At 40.0% G+C, this 22,129-nt stretch carries 20 protein-coding genes; 16 read left to right on the forward strand and 4 right to left on the reverse strand.

The features are described 5' to 3' along the window. The first annotated feature begins 80 nt into the window (after positions 1–80). The 3 genes from QWZ01_RS10005 to QWZ01_RS10015 all read left to right on the forward strand — a co-directional run bounded on the left by QWZ01_RS10005 (position 81) and on the right by QWZ01_RS10015 (position 3,807). Positions 81–1,640, forward strand: coding sequence for a DHA2 family efflux MFS transporter permease subunit (locus QWZ01_RS10005; protein WP_290323174.1), 1,560 nt, complete (start codon positions 81–83; stop codon positions 1,638–1,640). 121 nt (positions 1,641–1,761) lie between these two features. Continuing rightward, complete coding sequence (locus tag QWZ01_RS10010; protein ID WP_290323175.1) at positions 1,762–2,619, forward strand: helix-turn-helix domain-containing protein; 858 nt, start codon at positions 1,762–1,764, stop codon at positions 2,617–2,619. Positions 2,620–2,697: 78 nt separating this feature from the next. Continuing rightward, positions 2,698–3,807, forward strand: a complete 1,110-nt coding sequence (locus QWZ01_RS10015; RefSeq protein WP_290323176.1) for an FAD-dependent monooxygenase — start codon at positions 2,698–2,700, stop codon at positions 3,805–3,807. 90 nt (positions 3,808–3,897) lie between these two features. On the opposite strand, the gene QWZ01_RS10020 is transcribed toward QWZ01_RS10015, so the two are convergent. From QWZ01_RS10020 to QWZ01_RS10035, 4 genes are all read right to left on the reverse strand, one after another. Continuing rightward, entirely contained in the window at positions 3,898–5,190 is a 1,293-nt protein-coding gene (locus QWZ01_RS10020) for a paraquat-inducible protein A (protein WP_290323177.1), read from the reverse strand. Next, positions 5,191–6,492, reverse strand: a complete 1,302-nt coding sequence (locus QWZ01_RS10025) for a paraquat-inducible protein A (protein ID WP_290323178.1) — start codon at positions 6,490–6,492, stop codon at positions 5,191–5,193. A gap of 238 nt (positions 6,493–6,730) precedes the next feature. After that, positions 6,731–7,954 carry a PQQ-dependent sugar dehydrogenase gene (locus QWZ01_RS10030; RefSeq protein ID WP_290323179.1) on the reverse strand — a complete coding sequence of 408 codons (1,224 nt, stop codon included), beginning with the start codon at positions 7,952–7,954 and terminating at the stop codon, positions 6,731–6,733. A 20-nt stretch (positions 7,955–7,974) separates the two neighbouring features. Then, positions 7,975–10,752, reverse strand: coding sequence for a glycoside hydrolase family 2 protein (locus tag QWZ01_RS10035; protein ID WP_290323180.1), 2,778 nt, complete (start codon positions 10,750–10,752; stop codon positions 7,975–7,977). A gap of 1,401 nt (positions 10,753–12,153) precedes the next feature. Between QWZ01_RS10035 and QWZ01_RS10040 the strand changes: the two genes are divergently transcribed. Genes QWZ01_RS10040 through QWZ01_RS10100 form a run of 13 tightly spaced genes read left to right on the forward strand, consistent with a single transcriptional unit; the run spans position 12,154 to position 22,129 of the window. Further along, positions 12,154–13,428: an ABC transporter ATP-binding protein gene (locus tag QWZ01_RS10040; RefSeq protein WP_290323181.1), complete on the forward strand. Its 1,275-nt coding sequence runs from the start codon at positions 12,154–12,156 to the stop codon at positions 13,426–13,428. A 6-nt stretch (positions 13,429–13,434) separates the two neighbouring features. Then, positions 13,435–13,839 carry a sugar 3,4-ketoisomerase gene (locus tag QWZ01_RS10045; RefSeq protein ID WP_290323182.1) on the forward strand — a complete coding sequence of 135 codons (405 nt, stop codon included), beginning with the start codon at positions 13,435–13,437 and terminating at the stop codon, positions 13,837–13,839. Then, entirely contained in the window at positions 13,823–14,254 is a 432-nt protein-coding gene (locus QWZ01_RS10050; protein WP_290324602.1) for a sugar 3,4-ketoisomerase, read from the forward strand. Before QWZ01_RS10045 ends, QWZ01_RS10050 begins: the two co-directional genes overlap by 17 nt. Further along, entirely contained in the window at positions 14,251–14,781 is a 531-nt protein-coding gene (locus QWZ01_RS10055) for a GNAT family N-acetyltransferase (RefSeq protein ID WP_290323183.1), read from the forward strand. Before QWZ01_RS10050 ends, QWZ01_RS10055 begins: the two co-directional genes overlap by 4 nt. Then, positions 14,778–15,020 carry an acyl carrier protein gene (locus QWZ01_RS10060; RefSeq protein ID WP_290323184.1) on the forward strand — a complete coding sequence of 81 codons (243 nt, stop codon included), beginning with the start codon at positions 14,778–14,780 and terminating at the stop codon, positions 15,018–15,020. The genes QWZ01_RS10055 and QWZ01_RS10060 overlap by 4 nt, the downstream gene beginning before the upstream one ends. Before the next feature lie 33 nt (positions 15,021–15,053). Further along, complete coding sequence (locus tag QWZ01_RS10065) at positions 15,054–16,034, forward strand: ketoacyl-ACP synthase III (RefSeq protein ID WP_290323185.1); 981 nt, start codon at positions 15,054–15,056, stop codon at positions 16,032–16,034. Positions 16,035–16,037: 3 nt separating this feature from the next. Then, entirely contained in the window at positions 16,038–17,162 is a 1,125-nt protein-coding gene (locus tag QWZ01_RS10070; RefSeq protein WP_290323186.1) for a DegT/DnrJ/EryC1/StrS family aminotransferase, read from the forward strand. After that, positions 17,137–17,697, forward strand: a complete 561-nt coding sequence (locus tag QWZ01_RS10075; RefSeq protein WP_290323187.1) for a hypothetical protein — start codon at positions 17,137–17,139, stop codon at positions 17,695–17,697. The genes QWZ01_RS10070 and QWZ01_RS10075 overlap by 26 nt, the downstream gene beginning before the upstream one ends. Further along, positions 17,675–18,232: a hypothetical protein gene (locus QWZ01_RS10080; RefSeq protein WP_290323188.1), complete on the forward strand. Its 558-nt coding sequence runs from the start codon at positions 17,675–17,677 to the stop codon at positions 18,230–18,232. The genes QWZ01_RS10075 and QWZ01_RS10080 overlap by 23 nt, the downstream gene beginning before the upstream one ends. After that, positions 18,225–19,346: a glycosyltransferase family 4 protein gene (locus QWZ01_RS10085; RefSeq protein WP_290323189.1), complete on the forward strand. Its 1,122-nt coding sequence runs from the start codon at positions 18,225–18,227 to the stop codon at positions 19,344–19,346. The genes QWZ01_RS10080 and QWZ01_RS10085 overlap by 8 nt, the downstream gene beginning before the upstream one ends. Before the next feature lie 12 nt (positions 19,347–19,358). Next, complete coding sequence (locus QWZ01_RS10090) at positions 19,359–20,357, forward strand: glycosyltransferase family 2 protein (RefSeq protein ID WP_290323190.1); 999 nt, start codon at positions 19,359–19,361, stop codon at positions 20,355–20,357. Continuing rightward, entirely contained in the window at positions 20,354–21,310 is a 957-nt protein-coding gene (locus QWZ01_RS10095; protein ID WP_290323191.1) for a nucleotide-diphospho-sugar transferase, read from the forward strand. Before QWZ01_RS10090 ends, QWZ01_RS10095 begins: the two co-directional genes overlap by 4 nt. Beyond that, positions 21,311–22,129 (forward strand): class I SAM-dependent methyltransferase, encoded by an 819-nt coding sequence (locus QWZ01_RS10100; RefSeq protein WP_290323192.1) that lies wholly within the window; start codon positions 21,311–21,313, stop codon positions 22,127–22,129.

Consider the following 22,129-nt stretch of genomic DNA (forward strand, 5'->3'; position numbering starts at 1 on the left):
ACCTATAAATGTTTGAATGTTATAAATTCCTGATTGAATACTATAAGTGGTTAAAATAACCTGAGCCATAATTTTGCGGTATGGAAACAGGATTCAGAAAATGGATCATCGTTATTACGATTATCACATCGACCATTATTGAACTGATTGACACTACTATTGTTAACGTATCAATAAATACAATGAGCGGCAACCTCGGGGCATCACTTGAAGATACCGCCTGGGTGATCACTTCTTACGCAATAGCGAACGTTATCGTGATTCCGATGACAAGTTTTCTTGCCGAGAAGATCGGACGAAAACAATATTATATCGGATCCATATTGTTGTTTACCCTGTCGTCCGCGCTCTGTGGCTTTTCAACAAGTTTGTGGGAGTTAGTGGCATTCCGTTTTTTACAGGGTGTAGGCGGTGGTGCTTTACTATCCACATCGCAAGCCATTTTATTTGAAACATTTCCGCCTAAAGAACGCGGGTTGGCGAGTGGGATTTTTAGTTTAGGTATTATTATCGGTCCATCTATCGGGCCTGTGCTGGGTGGTTATATCGTTGATAATTTGAGCTGGCAATGGATATTTTACGTAAATATCCCTATCGGCCTGATGGCCGCAATGCTATCGTTTATATATCTAAGACCATCTCAAGGCTCAAAGGATGACAGGAAGATCGATTGGTTGGGCATAGGCTTGCTTGCAGTTGGCATAGGTTCATTACAGGTAGTATTGGAACGCGGCGAAACAGATGACTGGTTTTCGGCCACTTACATTACGGTGTTAAGCATCATCTCTGTAATTTCTCTGAGCGTCCTGGTTTGGTGGGAGTTGAAAGTAAAACATCCCGTGATTAATTTCCGGGTTTTAAAAAGCACCACCTTATCTATCTCCGCAGTAATGACCTTTGTACTAGGATTTGGCTTATTTAGTGCTGTATTCGTATTCCCTTTATATGCCCAGCGGATTATCGGCTATTCAGCCTTCCAAACAGGCACCATGTTATTGCCGGGTACACTAATGGCCGCTATGGTTTCGCCTTTCTTGGGCCGAATGCTGCAAAGCGGATTGCGACCCCAATACCTCATTATTACAGGCTTCCTGTTTTCAGCCATCTTCGGATTTTTCATGTCGAAATCTAATTTGGAAACGGGCGATGCATGGTTCTTTATTCCCCTTATCTTTCGGGGTTTAGGAGCCGCATTACTGATTGTTCCACTTACCGCGCTTGCCGTTTCAGAGTTGAAACCGCAGGATATTCCACAGGGGGCAGCCCTCAACAACATGATGCGGCAAATGGGTGGGTCATTCGGTATCGCATTGATCAATACTTACATCGCGCAGCGCGCGGCAGCCAACAGAACAGCATTAATAACCCATGTAACAGATAGCGATCCGGTTACCCATCAAAGGTTACAGGGCGTAATCGGAAACCTGATGACCCATGGTGCAAATTATCTTAGGGCCGCCCAACAGGCCATCGGCGCGCTTGAAAATACAGTGGTTAAGCAAACTTATTTATTAAGTTACATGGATGCCTTTTTTCTTTTAGCCTTAATGAACGCTTGCTGTATACCATTAGTGATTTTTACCATCAAGAAACGTTCGGCAGATAAGAAACCACAAAAGGTGATTATATCTGATCATTGATCCTGAAAAATTGTTGGCCCAAGAGCGATTCGGAAACATATATATATCAACGTTTCTTCCATCCCGATGACAAATCTTTTTCTGTCCTCTGAATCATATATCTTTGCGGGAAAGATCAACAATGGGCAAAAAAACCGGTTCAATTCCTGTGAACACATTTGGCAGTGAGGCAGATGAAGGATTTACTATCGATCGGGTTTCTTTTGAGGCTTTACCCCCTTTAGGCGAATGGGAACAACCTGAACGACATGACCGTCACACATTCTTTTTATTAGAAAAGGGATGTGTGAACATGGAAATTGATTTTCAAAAATATGCTATTCAATCTCCATCACTAATTTATATGCATCCTGATCAGGTGCACCGCATTATTGATTTTAAAGATGTAACAGTATGCGCCTGGGCAATGAACAACGAGCAGCTTAACCCTGATTACCTAAAGTTGCTTGATGATATTACGCCATCAGCTCCTATGCTCCTAAATGAAAATCAGTTCAGTTTGATCTCTGAGGCTGTTTCATTATGCCTTACTTTCTGGCTAAGAAAAAATGCACCTCTTTTTCATTCGCTGCTCAAAGACTATGGGAATGCACTTGTTGGTCTGGTAATATCGCTGTTTCTCGAAAACACTGCCCCTCCCGATCATTTATCCAGGCAGGAACAGCTCACCAAAGCATTTCGTAACTTGTTGGGGATTCATTTTTCCCATATAAAACGTCCAGCCGATTATGCGAAAGCCTTGCATATTTCTACCCCCTACCTCAACGAATGTATCAAAAACACAACCGGGCAGCCGATATCCTACCATATTCAGCAGCGCGTTATTTTAGAAGCTAAACGATTGCTTTATCATTCCAACCAATCACTCAAGGAGGTTGCGGCGTCTTTGGGCTATGATGATTATCCATATTTTTCAAGGCTATTTACCAAAGTTACAGGTGTATCTCCTGTGGTGTTCCGTCGGAAAAACCTCGATTAGTCCAACACTTTCATTGTTTAAGCCTATACAAGCTGTTCTATTCGCTGTTCATTTGCATCAATAAAAAATGCACTTGAAATGGAAACTACCAATCATAAAAAAGCACTCATATCCGGCGCAAGCTTTGCCGGACTATCAACCGCCTACTGGATGAACAGGCTGGGCTATAAGGTAACTATCGTGGAAATTGCTCCGTGTTTGAAAAAAGGCGGTACCCCTGTAAATATTCTTGAAAACACCATCGACATTGTAAAACGCATGGACCTATTCGACCAGATATACGCCAACAGGCTCAGCATGGAAAGAATAGAGTTTAAAAATGCCAACGATACCACCGAACGACTTGACTATCACCAGCACCGCGAAACGGAAGAATATGAGATTGAGCGGGATGTATTGCTGGATATGCTGTACGGACTGATTAAAGACGACGTTGAATTTATTTTCAAGGAAAGCATTACAGATTTAACCGAACATGAAGCCGGGATGCTGGTATCTTTTAAAAACAGCGCACAACAATCGTTCAACCTCGTTTTCGGGTGCGATGGCATTCATTCTGTAGTCAGGAAACTTTGGTTTGGCACCGAAAACGATTTTTCACATTTTCTGCAAACCTATTTCTCCATCACTATTGTTGATAAGCTCCTGATCCCTGAAAACACCACTCAGATGTATAGCGAGGTTGGCAAAACTATTATGCTGAATGCCTATAATGGCAAAACGGATATTTGCTTTGCCTATTTTTCTGAAAATGAGGTTTCGTATGATTATCGGAATGAAGAGCAAATGCGGAACATGATCACAGAGCAGTTTAAAGAAGCCGGTTGGCGAAGCCCTGAATTGCTGAACGAGGTGCGGGAATCCGATACTTTTTATTTTGATAAACTATGCCAGATGAAGATGCCATCATGGACAAAGAGGCGTGTAGCGCTGGTGGGCGATGCGGGCTACTGCGCTTCGCCTGCTGCAGGCCGCGGCGGATCATTGGCTATTGACGGCGCAGCTGCACTGGCCGATGCTTTTGAAAAGCGCAATGGCGATTTTACACAGGCTTTTCAGGCATATAATGCAGATTTTCGCCCCTTTATTGATCAGGTACAGCAAGAGGTAGTTGAATTTGGCCTTGACATACTTATCCCAAAAACGGAAGAAGCTATAATCAAAAGAAACAAGGAAGGGTTTAATTAAAATATCTTATTTATCAAAAAAGCGGTGGAATGATACACAAATTATATAATTAACAGGCAGTTGTAATCAGACCAAATGTGGAAGTAGCGATCATAATTCATCATGAGGTGATACCCTTTTCAAAATGTAGGAAAGCAGTATAGCGAACAACACATAACCAGCGAAAATAAAGTAACCGGGCTGTAACGAGGTACCATTGGCTGTAATTACGTTTAGTGATTCGGTGTGCATGTTAAGACCAGATAACTGGCTTTTCAGAATACCGTTCAACCCGATGTAGGTCATCAGCATACCAACAATCATTACATCAGACATATCCCATTTTCCAAGTTCAAATGTAAGGTAACGAACTATGCCATTCTGCCCCATCTTCTTTGAGCTCAGTACGTAAATCCCTTTGGCAATCAGGCGTAACAGCGGCAGGATCAGTATAAACAACAGGATCAGTACGCCAACTACTATAGCGTCGGGTTTAGGTTGAGCTATTAATGTTTCAACAATCCCTAAAATACTTTTGCTTTGATAAAAAAGCACCTGATTCTTAAATTCAACCTTCCCGTTGAGCAGCTCCAACTCCAGCGATTGGATACGGGCGTCTACTTCTATTACCGGTAAAAAACTACCCGTGATCAGCATAACCAATGCAAACATCAAAGCGAATACAAAAAGCGGCGTTTGCAGATGCACCTGTTTGCGCAAGCTGAGCCAAAGCAACAAGGCTACTAATACGCAACCCAGCATGATGCATACATATTGTATAAGCTGTACTTTCAATTCGGAAAGCCTTTCATCTATGCGTTTATTAAAGGTAACAGGGTCAGCCACCTTATATTTTTTATAAACGTATTTAGTAACCGCGTAGTTAGCTACACTCACACTATCGTAAATTTGCCTGGTTAGCTGATTAACTTTACTACCTGCAATATTTTTCAACCGGGCTTCACTTTCTGGGCTGCTTATTTTAGCTACTATTGTTTTTGCAAAGGGCCTTACCTGGGCCTGTAGTTCAGCAGAATCAACCAGGGTATTAAACGCCAGTTTTTTAAGTTTGGCGCCCAGCCCTTTTTTCGGCTGGTTTATTTCAGCTACAGTTTTACTAACCAGTTCATGCATTTGCTTTTCTACCATCAACAGGATATCCCGCTGCTGGGATTTTGTGATATGATAACCCTGTATCTGGTTGCTCAGCACATCAGTAATACGGTCGCGCCACTGATCAATGGAGAATAAACCAAAGGTAACGCTGTTAGATAAGCTGTAATCCTCCTTTACCTGTTCCCGCTCGGCAGAGATCCCGGCCAAACGATAACCCGAATATACTGCTCCTGCCAGCAATAAGCTTAGCCCGATAAGCACGATTATATTTAAAATTGTATACTTCATTTAGTGGGCATCATGCGGGGTAATATGTTTCAGAATGGTTGATAAGATGAGTCCGTATAATACGAAACTGATAAAAATGATATAGCCCGGCTGCAACGCCGTGTTATTGGTGGTAATCAGCGTAAGGTCCTGGGCCCGTATGTTGAGCATAGCAAGTTGTTTATCTAACAAGCCATTCAAGCCAATGTAGGTCATCAGTATGGCAATTACAATCACATCGGCCATGCTCCATTTTCCTGATTGAAAAGCGAAGTATTTGATCACCCGGTTTTCGGCCAGTTTCTTTTTACTCAATAAATGGATACCGGTAGAGCTCAACTTCATGACCGGGAATAGGATACTAAAACAAAGGATAAGTATACCTACAGCTATAGAGTCAACAGCTGGCTGTTTAACCAAAACCTCAACTACACCCAAAATGCTTTTGCTTTCATAAAAAAGCACCTGATCCTTAAATGAAACGTGCTCACTCAATAGTACAAAATCCAGCGCTTTGATACGGCAATCAACCTCTATCATGGAAGCGCTAAGACCCACCGCCAGTAATATAAAGGCAAACAGCAGAGATAAGATGAACAGTGTGCCATGCAGTTCTGTCCGTTTGCGCAAAATCCACCATAAACCAAGTACTATTATTATACAGCCCAGCATTAAAAAGCAATAACGGTACATCTCCACACGGATATCCTGTAATAGTCTGTCGAGTTTTGCATTTAACTGTTCTTTTGACTGGACCTGGTATTTATGGTACATACCATTAAACAAGGCGCGATTGGCCCGAAGCGTACTATCTATACTGTCCCTACGCTGCAACTGGGTAAATTTACCCATTGCCATATTACTCAATTTATTTTTTTGGTTAGGATTATCGGCCTTAGCAATGATAGTACGGGCGAAATCAGGCACCTGCGCCTTGATCTTATCAGTTTTGACGAAGGTTTTTACAGCCAGTTTCCTGATTTTTCCGGCGAGGCTTTGCGGTTTCTTTTCAACCATGGCTTCGGCCTTACTGATAAGCGCATAAAGCACCGATTCCACTTCTTTCTGTAATTCCTGCTTTTGCTTGGGCGTAAGTTTAAAATGTTTCACCTGCCGGTTCACAATGCCGGCTACCTCATCTCTCCATTGATCAACCGATAAAAGCCCGTAGGAAATGCTGTTGATGGTGGAATGATCCAGTTTGATGGTTTCCTGCTGCGCCGATAACTCGTGCAGCCTAAAGCTGAAAAAACCTTCCAGGCCAAGCAAAACAGACAGACCAAGGATTAAAATTAGTTTCGGGAGATATTTAGCGGCGGCCAAGACTTAAATGATAAAAACTGTTTACATAATTATAGGTTCAGGCATACTCCCCTATAATATCATGCCATTTCATTTTTCCCTGATAACAACGCGAAACTCTTCCCTGTTTTGTACTTTTTTCCGAACATGATTTTATAAAAAGAACTATATCTATCACTCTACACATCATTATAACGACGGAAAGCGCCTTAAGGGGCGCTCTCTAATCTTCATAATTATAAATTCTCTCTTGTAGAGTTTAGTTCTTTGTAATCTTATAAATACTACCCTTTGCATTCTCCGGGCCGGTATCTGCATTGGTGAGTACATAAACCTCTCCCGCCTGATCTTCACCAAATCCTATTATTTTTAAATCAGGGGGGATATTTTGAAATGATATTTTACCACGTTGCCAGTTGCTTCCCGTTTTTTGCAGATAAAATACTTTGCCTACCCAATCGGCAAACACGTATTTACTTTGTAATATGGGTAGCTGTTTTCCCCGATAAACATATCCGCCTATAACCGATATCCCTTCTTTATGGCTATATTCGGTAATAGGCATGGTGATCCCTCTAATATCACAGCCGGTTGCCGGATTGTAGCAATGAGTGCCTTCCATTAAGCGCCACCCGTAATTAGCGCCTTTTTTAACAATATCGACCTCTTCCCAAAGATCCTGGCCTACATCACCTGCAAATAAATCACCAGATGTTTTATCAAACGAGAAGCGGTACGGGTTACGGAAGCCATAAGCCCAAATCTCTGGCCTTGCGTCTTGCTTCCCAACAAAGGGATTACTTTTAGGTACATTATATGGCGAACCTGCATTAACATCAATGCGCAATATTTTGCCAAGCAGTGTATTTATATTTTGGCCATTGCCAAAATCTCCATGTTTATCACCCTGACCACCACCATCACCGAATGAAATATACAAATAACCATCAGGCCCAAACTGGATGCAGCCGCCATCATGATTTCCATCAGGCTTATCAACAGCAAGTATAATGCGGCCGCTATTAGGGTCAATCTTATCAGCGTTTACAGATAGTTTATATTCCGCAATTACATCTTTATGATCAAATTTGCCGGTTGTGGTAGCACTGTAAAAAACGTAGATCTTTTTATTTGATTTAAATTGCGGGTGCAGACAAATACCTAACAAACCACGTTCCTCATAACCTTTGTTTACTTTCAGCATTTTGCTTCGCAAATCAAGAAGAGGTTCTTCTGCTAATTTTCCGTTTTTAATAACGCGTATTAATCCGGATTGCTCTGTTACCCATATATCACCATTGCCAGGAAAGGTAAGGGCCGTAGGCGAATGCAGCTTATCTGCAACCTGACTCACATTCACTGTAATAACCGGTGGTTCTGTACTTTTTTGGTAAGCTTTGCTTTGATGTAAAACATAGGAGGGCAATACACATATAGCGATGCCTGCCCCCAAAAGCTTTAATAAAGAAAAATGTTTTGTCATGATAGATTATTAGTATTGGCTTATTTTTTTTGGTAGGTGCTGGTAAAATCAAACCATAAGGTTCCTTTAACAGGTTTGCTGTATCCGTGGTTCTTTTGGCTTTGAGGCCCCATTTCGGAAGCTGATTGAAACTTAGTACCAATAGGGCTAATAGCATTTAAAAAGCCTATGCTACCTTGTGGAAATGCCGGTTCTACATTGTTATTAGCGAGGGCTGCCTGCTCCCTGGCTGGTTGCAGCATTTGCAGGTACATATTTTTATCTTCAGTATAAACCGTAAATGGCGATTCCATGTTTTCAATCACCACCCAATTCACTTCAGCATGGTAACCCTTAAATTCAGGATATCCCCATGTTTCACCGGTTATGGTATTATTGTAAGCCTTATGCCATACACCAAATTGCTCACCTTTGAGCCTGTTTTTCCAAACCCGGTAAGGGCCGCGGCCAAGCCATTTCATCCCGGTAATTTTTTCTTCAGGATAATTAAATGTAATGCCCATAAAATCGGCATCATCCTGCTGCGTATATTGATACTCCAGCTTAACCGGATGTCCCGGAGCAAAGGTCCATTTTGCGCCTAAGGCTCCGGTTCCATCATAATTGGCAGTAATGATATATTGCCCGTTGTGAACGCCGTGTGTGAATGATTTTAAACTGGCATCAACACCAGCTTGCACCGGCCCGCCGGATAATGATATGGTGCCTGTGGCTTTCACTACTTTTTGAATATACCCTGTCGCCTTATCAAAATAATAAGTATTACCATCACACTTCACAATAAGCGACTGATCTGTTTCTTCGGTCTTAATTGCCAACTTAACAGCTGGTGATGGCGCTAACTGATGTACAATATCTATGGGTGATTTTATAGCCCAGCTCCAGGTAAATATTTCTTTTTGGTCGGGCCCGTAAGCTGTAAGATACAATGCGTCATTTTTTTTCCATGAAGAAGGTAACGCCAGGTTAAGAAATCCTTTTTGGCCCGGTTTAAGATCGGGTGCCGAGTAAATACCTTTGCCAGTTACAACAGGAGCTGTATTTTTAGCTAATGCGACGGGGAGTTTAACCAGCTTCCACTTAAATGTGCATTGGTTAAGGTTAGTGAAAGCATATCTGTTCTCTACAGGTATTTTTCCATCAAAATTTCCGTCAATCGGTTTAGGGTTGATATAAACCGGTGACCAGATCTCTTTTATGGTGTAAAAGCTGCCTTCTTTTTCGCGGTGTGGGCCAACAATTCCGTCGGGCGCGTGGTTTCCATCCGAATCATATATCCCGTTTTTATCGGTGCGGATAACAGCCTCATCCAAAAGCGCCCATATGAAACCTCCTCCTCCATGCGGGTGTTTCATCATTTGAACCCAAAAATCGTCAAGTCCCGCTCCAGCCCCACCATCATACAAACCATGCATAAACTCAGTTGGGAAGAAAACGTCCTGCCCTGTTTCAGTTGCTTTAACCATGTAGTTATAATCAGGATAATGCTTGGTATCGGTACCGTTAAACTTTTCCCATGGGTGGATCACGGTACGTTTTTGAGGATCGTATAGTGCATAATCATTATCCAGTCCGCGATTAAAGCCTCCCTCATTACCATTGTCCCAAAACAGGATAGCGGGATGGTTTACATCACGCACAACCAATTCCTTAACTAATTTTCGCCCTACAACAGTATCATATTTTGCCTGCCAACCGGTCAATTCATCCAAAACATACAGACCCAAAGAATCGCATACATCTAAAAAATTATGATCTGGAGGGTAATGCGACATGCGTACAGCATTCATATTCATTTCCTTCATGAGCTTAACATCCATTATCTGAATGCCGTGGCTAAGCGTACGGCCGCTCTCGGGCCAAAAACTGTGGCGGTTGCAGCCTTTCATGATAATTTTTGTCCCGTTCACATAAAGTCCATCGTTAACTCTTAACTCAACCGTGCGGAAACCGAACTTTTGTTTGATTTGGTGGATAAGACCTTGTTTCCCTTTTATTTTAACTATTACCTGGTACAGGTTAGGAAATTCGGCACTCCACAATAAAGGTCTATTAAAATTAGCCTTTATCTGCTGATACTCATTAGAAGTATCTGCCTTAACCGAAAAGGGCTTGCCAACATTTTCGCCATTCAGTTTTTGAACCTGCGCCTCAAAGGTTTCGTTTCCTTTTAAGTTTTGTGTGTACACATCCATGGCAAATGAGCCATCGTCCTTTGCGTTTACAGCTACTCTCTCAATAAAAGTATTGGGTACTATTTCAAGATAAACGGGCCGAAAAATGCCTCCAAAAACCCAAAAATCACTATTCCTTCTTTCCGCGTCATTAACAGAAGCGTTTGCCGATGTTTTATCTACAGTTACTTCTAATAAATTTTGAGCGTTGTGTTTGATCAGGTTGGTAATATCATATTTAAAACGATAAAAACTACCTTGGTGCACCGGCCCTGCTTGCTTACCATTGATCAGCACTTTTGTGTCGGTCATGGAGCCTTCAAAAACAATATAGATTTTTTTATCGCTCCAATTATTTGTCGGAAAAAAATATCGATACAATCCCTGTTCATTTGCCTTATTTTTATCATGGCCATAATTGTAGGTGCCAAAACCCTGTAATTCCCAATTTGATGGAACAGAGATCTTGGTCCATTTACCGCTATTTCTGCCGCCAGTACAATAAAAATCCCATTGTATGGTATGATCCTTATCCGTTCCAGAAAGATATTTGATTATAGTCTCCTGCGACATAGCACTGCAGGAGATACTCATGAATAATAAATACAAAAATATTTTTTTCACTAAAGGTAATTTTTGGCAGATGTGACAGAATTTAAAGCTTCATTTGAAACCCTAAAACAAGATTACTTACTATTGAACATCAAAAGAAAAATACTCGTAATAAAAACTATGCAATCGTTCCCGAAGCCTTTAAAACACGTTTAAATATCAAATAGTTTTATACTTAGTTGCATATTATGCAATATAGCTTTCTGATTTTTTGCGAGTAACTTGTTACTATTCCATTAATTGGGGATCTATATGGTCGAACAACATAGTCTACGAAACGATACAATAGAAAATTATAAAAATGAAAAAATCTGTAAACAATTCATTTGCAGATTTTGTTATCTTAAAACAATATAAGTTACAGCGAAAGAGAGATTCGATACCATATAATTCTAATATGTAAATCAACATAATAAATTAATTTTTTGGTCACTACATTGCGACTTATTTGGAATGAGCATTTGAAACGAGATCTCTATACAGTCCTGTACCTTCCGCAATCCATATCCATCATTTATCAAATACTTAGATTATCTAAACTTGGATCTTCCTATAACTGTAAATAGTTGTTTGTGTTAAGCATGTGGGAAAGATATTTGAACTGTAAGTGATCCTTTTTTTAAGTTTTATAGAACTTCTATTTTACGAACTCATTTATAAAAAGGGATTCGTAAAGCTTTGTTATTCTCCAGTAAAACTTCAATCAGTTTATTATCTAAAGGAGTGAGATACAGTGATGCAAAAAATCATCCATACTGCTATCATAAAAATTATCGGATATTAGATATGATCAATTCGCTGCAACTTTTTACCGCTTCTACTATTAAATACTCAATGATTGTGTAATTTTCTTTATCAATATGATCAGCTTCAAAAACTTTCATCCAGGCTAAAGTTCATTAAAAACGGATTTGTTTTGACCAAGAAACATCTTCACAACGCAAACATCATCAGTTTTGTTCCTTTGCTATCCATTAAGAAATATGATTCCTAACTATCACGTATCTTAGACTGCAGTAGTCGGCATATCAGTATTTTCATAAAGTCTTTGAAGTTCAGTTTCAATATAAGGCTTACACCAATTTGAATTTTATCTGTACAATCAAGAGTATCAAAAAAAAAGTCAGGTTGATCATCAATAAGATGCATATTCAATATCCTTTTTCTGTAACCTAAAGAGCGTAAATCCGTTTAATCAAAAGGAAAATATATTTAGATATAATATTCCTCGAGATTTTATCTTTTTAAATTCACTTGGTCAAAGTTTTCCAAGTCATTTTTTTGACTACATTCACGACAAAGAATAAATTGGTAAACCAATTTTCTTAAGAGACTATTCTCCAATCAGTTACAGACTTGTATTGTAACTGACGAAGCGAAGCTCTGTACAGATCAAATCGCTAATTTTTTTAATTGACAGTTTCCTCAAAAGTAATCAGTATTGAAGGATTATCTAAAGCTTATCAGCTGGGTGATTTCGGAAGCGGGACCCTCAGCCGCGATTTAGCACAATACTGGGCAAAAATGCGCGGCAAACCCGATCCATTCTCAATCATTCGTGAACTTAATGACTGTAAATTTCAGGATAAAAGCGATATTGTTTGGAGTCTCAAAGACTTAAGCTTTGAAGTAGAAAAGGGCGATATTATTGGTATAATAGGGCGTAATGGAGCGGGTAAAAGTACGTTATTGAAGATTTTGAGCAGAGTTACTTCCCCTACTGCTGGTAAAATAAAAATAAAAGGCCGCATATCAAGCTTGTTAGAAGTAGGTACTGGTTTTCATCCTGAACTCACCGGCAAAGAAAATATTTATCTCAATGGTGCTGTACTTGGTATGCGTCGGGCCGAAATTAAACGAAATTTTGATGAGATTGTCGATTTTTCAGGCGTTGAACGCTATATTAACACACCGGTAAAACGCTATTCCTCAGGCATGTACGTACGACTTGCTTTCGCTGTGGCTGCTCATCTTGAGTCAGAGATACTTATTATTGACGAAGTTTTAGCTGTGGGCGACGCAGAATTCCAGAAAAAATGCCTTGGCAAAATCGGGCAGGTAAGCAAGGGCGAAGGACGCACAGTTTTATTTGTCAGTCACAATATGGCAGCAGTAAAAACACTTTGCAGTAAAGGGTTGGTCCTTGCCAATGGACAACTCATTTATAAAGGAGCGCAATTGGAAGCAGTGAGCTTTTATCAACAGGATAATAATATCAGGTCAGCGTTCGTACACCATGGTGATTTGCATTCAGCACCAGGCAATGAAAATATTCGGATACTGAAATTCGCTATAAAATCCAGCGGAAACTATGGCATCACTATTTCAACTGGCCTTGAATTTGAAATGACTTTTTTTAACCAAAAATCCAATATCAACCTAGATGCCACTTTCGAATTGAAAAACAGTGACGAAATACAGGTATTTCATAATGGCGTGTTAATATCAACCAATGGTGATTCAAGAACAGGCCTCTATACCGTACGATGTCATGTTCCACCATATTTGCTGAACGCAGGTAACTATAAATTCAAACTGATATTCGGTGAAAATCAACGCTATCTATTGTTTAGTGCAGATGATTTCATCGGCTTTGAGGTTGAAAACGAAATAAAAGGAAGCAATAGTGCTTTAGTTCCTGGCGTTATTCATCCTAAATTTGATTTTATTATTGATTATCAGTCATAATTTGTCATGAATAGCCCGCAACTAATACACCTCCCAAAGTTTCTAGATAATCGCGGTAACCTGTCATTTATTGAAGAAAAAAATCATATCCCATTCAAAATCGAACGAGCCTACTGGATTTATGACGTGCCGGGAGGTGAACATCGTGGGGGACATGCATATCGACACTTAGACGAATTTATTGTTGCTTTGAGCGGCAGTTTTGACGTTGTGCTGCATGATGGGCACAAAGAAATGAAATTTAGTCTTAACCGCTCCTACTACGGTCTTTATATTCCCAGAATGATGTGGCGGGATATCGAGAATTTCTCGACTAACTCCCTGGCGCTCATCCTTTCTAATGGTGGATATGACGAACTGGACTATATCCGAGATTTTGATGAGTTTGCAAACGATGTGCATAATCAGTAAGACTTCCACAATCTTTGATTGCAATATTATCCACCTGAACCGGATTCATAATCGTGCAGGCAATATCACCCCTGTGGAGAATAATATTCATATCCCTTTTGATATACAGCGTGTCTATTATTTATATGATATTCCAGGAGGTGAATCAAGAGCAGCACATGGCCACAGACAATTAGAACAATTTATCGTAGCGGCAAGTGGCAGCTTTGATTTGACCATTGACGATGGTATAAGTAAAAAAACCGTATTGTTAAACCGCCCTTATATGGGCCTACATATCAAAAGAGGGATCTGGCGCGATATTTCGAATTTTTCATCAGGTGCTATTTGCCTGGTATTGGCTTCTTTACCTTATGATGAGAAGGATTACATTAGAAATTATGATGAATTTAAAATGTACAAATTATCATCTTGAAACTTCCGGTTTATATATATGGATTATGGTTCAGAATGGTTGAAGAAACCGATGCCGAATTTATTTGGGATTTGCGGACGAATCCTGAACTGGCCAGACATTTATCACCAATAGGTGATCATATAGATAATCAACGAACCTGGATCCGCAATTACAAAACAAGGGAAGCAAAGAGAGTGGAATACTATTTCATCTTCGGCCCGAAAGAAACAGACCCATGTGGTGTAATCAGGCTATATAATATAACCGCTGATGCCTTTACTTGCGGAAGCTGGCTGATACGTCCGCGGTCTGATGAATTTGCTGCACCAGGTTCAGATCTATTTGCGATGATATTGGGTTTTGAAACCCTCAACAAGCAGAGGTGTATATTTGATACTCGAAAAGCTAATAAAAAGGTGGTCAGGTATCATCGAATATTCGCGAAACAGACACATGAAGATCGCGAAAATTATTATTTTGAAATCGACTGGGCACACTACCAGTACAAGAAACATTTTTTAAGTAAGATCTTGGGTATAATATGACAGCTATTGAAATCTTTCTAAAAAAATTTGCAGAGCAGTTTGATGAAACCGAATCGACCGTATTTAGGCCTGAAACTTTGTTTAAGGAAAATGAGGCATGGGATTCGATGACCGCTCTCTCAGTCATCGCCATGGCTGATGAAAACTATGGCGTAATACTTACTGGTGATGACGTTCGACATGCAAAAACTATTCAAGATGTTTTTGATGCTATTACCTCAAAAATGAGCCATTCTTAACGATCATCATAATCTACAACAGATTAAATCCACATGTCAGATATTTATATAAATGCCCTCTCTTATTATCTTCCTAAAGGGAAATTGACAAACGAGATGCTTTCAGGCATGTTTCCGGGATGGAGCCCCGACAAAATTGCCTCCAAGGTCGGAGTGAGCACGCGAAACATTGCCAGTGAAAGTGAATCTGCAGCTGATTTAGCTTACCTTGCCGCACAAAACCTATTTAAGGAATATGCGATACAACCATCATCAATTGATTTTATATTATACTGTACCCAATCACCAGATTATTTTCTGCCAGCCACCTCTTGTATTCTTCAGGAACGTTTGGGAATACCTGTAAGTGCAGGTGCTTTAGATTTTAATTTGGGCTGCTCTGGTTATGTTTACGGTCTGGCTCTGGCCAAGGGTTTGATAAGCGCCCATATTGCAAAAAACATCTTGCTGCTTACTGCCGATACTTATTCTAAGTTTATTTACGCTGAAGATAAAAGCAACCGGACAATTTTCGGCGATGGTGCATCTGCAACATTAATTTCTGATCATGGCTTCGCCCGTATCGGTGAGTTTATACTTGGAACGGATGGAAAAGGGGCTGAAAATCTTATCATCAGAAACGGTGCTATGAAGCACCTTCAGCGAGATGGTAGCCCAGGCGACTACCTATTTATGAACGGAACTGAAATATTCAATTTCACTTCTAAAGAAATTCCGCCGCTAATCACCTTAACATTAAATAAGAACCGTATTGGTGCTGAACTCATCAGTCAATATATTTTTCATCAAGCAAATATGTTTATGCTGACTCATCTGCAGAAGAAATTGGGAATTCCCTCAGAGAAATTCTATGCAGACATGAGCAACACTGGCAATACTGTATCCTCGACCATTCCGATAGCGCTTTATTGTGCCATGAAAAAATTAAGACCATCTTCTGAAGACAACTGGTTGCTTGCAGGATTTGGTGTAGGTTATTCATGGGCAGCAACCATACTTACTTTTAAGATATAACCCATGTCAAAAATTCCTTTTTTTTCCTTTGATAATCAGCATGGCTTAATTCAGGAAGAAATCTTGAACGCGTTTAAATTTGTCTTGGATCATAACTGGTATATTCTTGGTAAATCGCTGGAGGAATTTGAATCGGCATATGCGCACTTTAACGACGTTAAATATTGTATTGGTACATCAAACGGTCTTGACGCACTGCATATTGCTTTAAAAGCGGCTGATATTAAAAAAGGTGATGAAGTTATTGTACCATCGAACACCTTTATCGCCTCTTGGCTGGCCATAACTTATACGGGTGCGACTATAGTTCCCGTAGAACCCGATCCTTTAACTTATAATATATCGCCGGCTAACATTCAGGCTCTTATTTCCCCTCGCACCAAAGCTATCATGCCGGTACACTTATACGGCCAGGCGTGTGAGATGGATCAGATTATGGAAATTGCCCAAAGACATCATTTGATCGTTATTGAAGACAATGCTCAGGCGCAAGGTGCGACATTTAATGGGAAGCTTACTGGGACGTTCGGGGCTATCAACGCAACAAGCTTTTACCCGGTCAAAAACCTAGGGGCATTGGGTGATGCCGGAGCGTTAACAACACAGGACCCTGACCTTGCTGATGCTGCGCGAATGCTTCGAAACTATGGATCAAAAACAAAATATGAGTATGAAGTGATCGGCTATAATACAAGGATGGATGAGATCCAAGCAGCAATTTTGTCTGTTAAGCTTAAATATCTTAAAGGATGGTTATTGGAAAGAAAACGTATAGCGACTTTATATTTTGATCTTTTGCAGGATATTGAGGACTTAACATTACCTAAAACGGCGAATGGTGCAGAACACGTTTACCACCTGTATGTTGTGCGCACAAAGCACCGGAATCCATTAAAAACACATCTTGAAGAGGAGGGTATTTCGACAGCAATACATTACCCGATACCGCCCCATCTTCAAAAAGCATATAAAGGCTTGGGATTTGCTAAAGGTGATTTTCCAGTTGCAGAAGAACTAGCCATCACCTCCCTAAGTTTACCACTCTACCCAGGAATAACTGAGGGACAAATTCACAAGATCGCTGAATCAGTCCATTGCTTTTATGAAAAAAACACTCATCGTAACTGACCATCTTTTAATGGCTGGAGCAGAAAGGCTTATCTTTGAATTGGTTTCTTTCGCTCGAGCCAATCATATCGAACCTGTTATTTTCATTTTGAACAATTATGCTATCGAATATTATGATGTCATTTTTCGGGATATGAATGTAAAAGTGATTAGAAGCAGAATAGGTTCTATCAAGGGGCTTCGGAATCCAGCGAATATGATCCGAACATTTTATTGGAACTTTATTTTAAAAAATCGAATCAACAGACTTTATGCAAGCGTACAGGTGATCGGCTTATATAACGTTCAAAAAATATATAAATTGATTATTCATGGTGATCGTGTTTTCTGGCACGTAACCAACTCGGCCCAGTATTTGGACTCTATTTACCCTTTTCCGGATGCCCTGTTCGCCAACCCGTGTGACACAATTATTTGTATTAACCCATATCAAGTTGACGAAATTTATTCACAATATGGTCTTGAAAATATACGCGCCAAACTAAAAGTGTTTAAGCTTTTCACAGTAAACTATGATACAGCTCACAGTAGTTAGTCGGGTAAATGAAGACAAAAATTTCTTTTTTGATATCATTTTTGCATTGCATAAATTGAAGATATACAACATTTATGATATTCAGCTTTTATTTGTAGGCGATATTTTAAGCCGCGCTGTGTTGGACAATTGCTGTAGATTGGCAGAACTGCTCGGTCTGTCTCAAAATGTACATTTTACCCGAAAGTCTGTACGGATTACAGATTTGCCTGAAAATGTAAAAAAGGGATATTTTATTCATTTCACCATTGCTGATTTTACAGGCTATTCTGGAGTTGAAAGTATTAGTCTTGGTTATAAAACTATCTTTTACAATATTGATAAAAAACATACTACGATCAGCTTTGATAATGCAACCATTTGCCGGGATGTTGACGAATTGGTAAATGTCATTAGCAGGATTCATAATAGCCCTGAGCAAACGGATCCTCACTTACTGGAGGACAATCTCAGATTAAAAAAGCGTTTTTTGCTGTCGGTCAAAGATCGTTCATTCTTAAAGTCTATTTTACTGCATCCGCATAAAAATGAGTAGGAAAAAGCATATTGTAATCGTTAAACTTTTCGATTCGGGAGGAGTAAACACGCATTTCAAGACGCTGATTCACTATTTAGGAGCCGAAAATGTGATTCTGATATTAGAAAATCAACAACAACGTGATTTTTTGCAGAATTTAGAGCTGAATAATTGCAAGGCAGTATATGTTATGCCTTACCTACATCGCTATGCACATCTTGCATATCGGCCAACCACGAATATTAGAGAATCACTACTGATTATCCGTTCGCTAATCCAAATTTTATGGCTAAGCATCATTAATCAATTTGCCACCATCACCGTTTCCGCCGCAGAGCCTGAAAAATACCTATACTTGTTTTGGCTGCCATTTTCCAAGGTATTTTATATATTACACAGTGAACCGATGATATTAATGTCTCATTTCACCCGTTTCACATGCAATCTTCGGCTAGGCAGACGAAAAAAAATTATCACAGTATCTTACTCGATGAAGCAGGCGATCTGTTCAGCATGGCGCCTTCGTCAGTCTAAAGCACAGTCAATAACGGTTATTTATAATTGTCTTTTGAAGGATTTCTTTCCAAATACAGATCTAAAGAAATCATCATCCAAAAAATTCAGAATTACGACAATGGGTCATGTCGATAACCGCAAAAACCCCTCTACATGGTTAAAAGTCGCGAAATTGGTGACCGTTAATCACCCTCAAACCGAATTTATTTGGCTCGGAAATGGAGCTTTATTAGAAGAATATCAGTGCTCAACAGCAAGTCTGGACAGAATTATCTTTGCAGGAAAGGTAGAATACGTGCAAGCCTGGCTAGAGGAGACAACCATTTATTATCAGCCAAGCGTAGTCGAACCACATGGTATTGCCGTCGTGGAAGCCATGTCAGCGGGGCTTCCTTGTATCGTGGCCGAAACCGGAGGGTTACCTGAATCAGTGCAAGAGGGAATAGACGGCAAGGTTGTCAAGCCGATAGACGTAGAAGTACACGTATCGGCCATCGAACAGCTTTTAGAGAATGAATTTCTTCGCCAAATTTATGGTAAAAACGCTCGTAAACGATATGTAAATCTGTTTAGCTATCCGCAATTCAAGGAAAAAATGGACAGGATCTATTGTTAGAATAGTATGGGAATGTCGGTTATCATATGTTGTTATAATAGTGAGAAAAGACTCTCTGAAACTTTAAATCACCTTGCCCTCCAGCAAGTTCCAAAAAGCGTTGAATGGGAGGTTATTCTTGTAGACAATGCATCAACGGACCGCACTGCTGCTACCGCAATGTATTTATGGGAACGTTTTGAAATCCCCAATAGTACGTTTCGCATTTTGGAAGAGCCTCGGTTAGGAAAGAATTTCGCATTTGAAAAAGCTGTTCGGGCTGCTCAACATGATTATGTGCTTACCTGTGACGATGACAATTGGCTAGCACAGGATTATATTGCCCGCGCACATGCAATTATGGTCAGTGATGTCCGCATTGGTGCATTAGGCGGGTGTGGAATTTTTAAGCCTGAAGAGCCCTCAAATCCCGAAATAGCCGATTTATCAAACCAATACGTTAATGGCCCACAAAACGATTCAGAAATCAAACATTGGGTGTATGGCGCAGGTTCCGTTTATCGCAGATCGGCTTTCATTGCCTTAATAGAAGGCGGCTGGCAACAGATTACGACCGGTAGAAAAGGAAGAAGTTTAATTTGCGGAGAAGATGTGGAAATATGCATGATGCTTTATCTTACTGGATATAAAATTATAGCGTCGAACAATCTGTTGTTCCATCATTTTGTACCTCATAAGCGTCAACGCCTCAAGTATCTTAAAGAACTTTCATATTGGCTAAGCTACAGCGACATATTGCTGATTAACTACCATCTCCAGCTAGCAAATGATACAAGACCGATCGCACCAATGCTTAATGGTTGGGTGAGAAATCTAACATGTGATCTCATTAAACAGATTTTATTCATGCCCATCCGCAAGCTCAAACAAAACAATAATGAATGGCTTAAAAGTCAATTTGCGTTCATGAGCTTATACGGAAGGTTCAGGGGACTTGTCGAAAATAAATCCCGGCTTATTAAACATCACAAACTACTAAAGCAGTTTTTAACATTACATTCAGCCAAATGAGCTTTTCGACACCAGTACTATTTCTGATCTTCAATCGTCCGGAAACCACCTCCAGCGTATTTGAGGTGATCAGAGCAGTTAAACCAAAATACCTTTACGTGGCCGCTGACGGACCTCGGTCCGGAAAACCGGACGAAGAAGTGCTCTGTCTTGAATCCAGAAGTGTCGTTGTTGACGGAATTGACTGGGAATGTGATGTAAGGACATTATTCCGTTCCGAAAATTTAGGTTGTGGAAAGGCTGTTTCGAGTGCTATAAATTGGTTTTTTGAGCACGTTGAAGAAGGTATCATTCTTGAAGACGATTGCCTGCCGAATATTGATTTTTTTGGATTTTGCTCCGAACTATTGAAAAAGTACAAGGATCATCCAGAAATTATGCATGTAGGAGGTGCTAATTTCCAACCAAAACGTCAGGTTAGGCAAGATAGTTATTATTTTAGTAATTATATTCATATCTGGGGTTGGGCAACTTGGAAAAGAGCCTGGTGCCTTTACAGCTTCAATATCCCGGAAAATGTTATTGACACCTTTGAACAAAAATTAAAACTTCCATTCTTTTATAAAGATGAAAGAGCATACTGGAAAACCACCTTCGGACAAGTGGCCAGGCATGAAATAGACACATGGGATATTCAATGGTCATACAGCCTTTACCAAAATTCCGGTATTGCCGTCACACCTGTAGTCAATCTGGTGTCGAATATTGGTTTCGGCCCAAATGCGACACACACCACCTACAGTGATTCTAAAATGGCAAACCGTCCTACAAGCAAGTTGACAGTTATTATTCATCCCGCAATTATTCGTATAAATCAAAAGTTTGATCGGAACACCTTTAAGAATCTATTTCAACAAGGTAACACACGCTTTAAAAAGATAAAATTTCACATAGGCCAAAAATTACCTATCGTAAAGCAAACTTATCTTAAATTAAAAAAAATGTCAAACTAAATGAATTGTATTGCTTGCGCCCATCCTTCTGTACCCTTGTTCAAGGCTATCGTGTTGTTTCGATATAATGTAAATTATTTCCATTGTTTGAATTGCGGTCAGCTTCAAACAGATGAGCCGTACTGGCTTGATGAAGCTTATCAGACAGCAATTGCTTCATTAGACATCGGCTTGTTGGGTAGATGCATACGTGACAGCAAGCGGGTATTTGAACTCGTAACAAGACATTTAGATACCAAAGGGCGTATGCTGGATTATGGCGGCGGATACGGCACATTAGTGAGATTATTAAGAGATAAGGGTTTGGACTTTTACCGGCAGGACATTTATTGCCAAAATATTTTTGCTATAAACCATGACCTGTCCGATCTCCCGACCGACAGCCGAAATTTCGAGTTGGTAACTTGTTTCGAGGTTCTCGAACATACCTATGACCCCTTTCGGCTTCTGAAGACGTTAAGCTGTTTTGCACCTCATGTCCTTATCTCCACGCTTATCGTTCCCGAACACGAAATTTCATCACCTAACGACTGGTGGTACATTGCGCCTGAAACCGGTCAGCATATTGCATTCTATACTCATAGATCTTTAAAGATATTGGCTGACCAATTAAATTTGAACTTTTATTCAAATGGTCAAGATCTTCATCTTTTTACTATTCGATTATTCTCTGAAAATCCACTATTAAGACGTAATACGATCTTTGACAAAATAACCGGTAAGTTACTTCCCTATTGTCTGTCCAAAAAAAAGTTACCCAGTCTTATTGCAGGTGATATAGAAACGGCAAGACAAAAAGCATTTGACAAAAGCGAATAA

The sequence above is a fragment of the Mucilaginibacter aquaedulcis genome (genome assembly GCF_030409325.1).
Taxonomy (GTDB): Bacteria; Bacteroidota; Bacteroidia; order Sphingobacteriales; family Sphingobacteriaceae; genus Mucilaginibacter; species Mucilaginibacter aquaedulcis.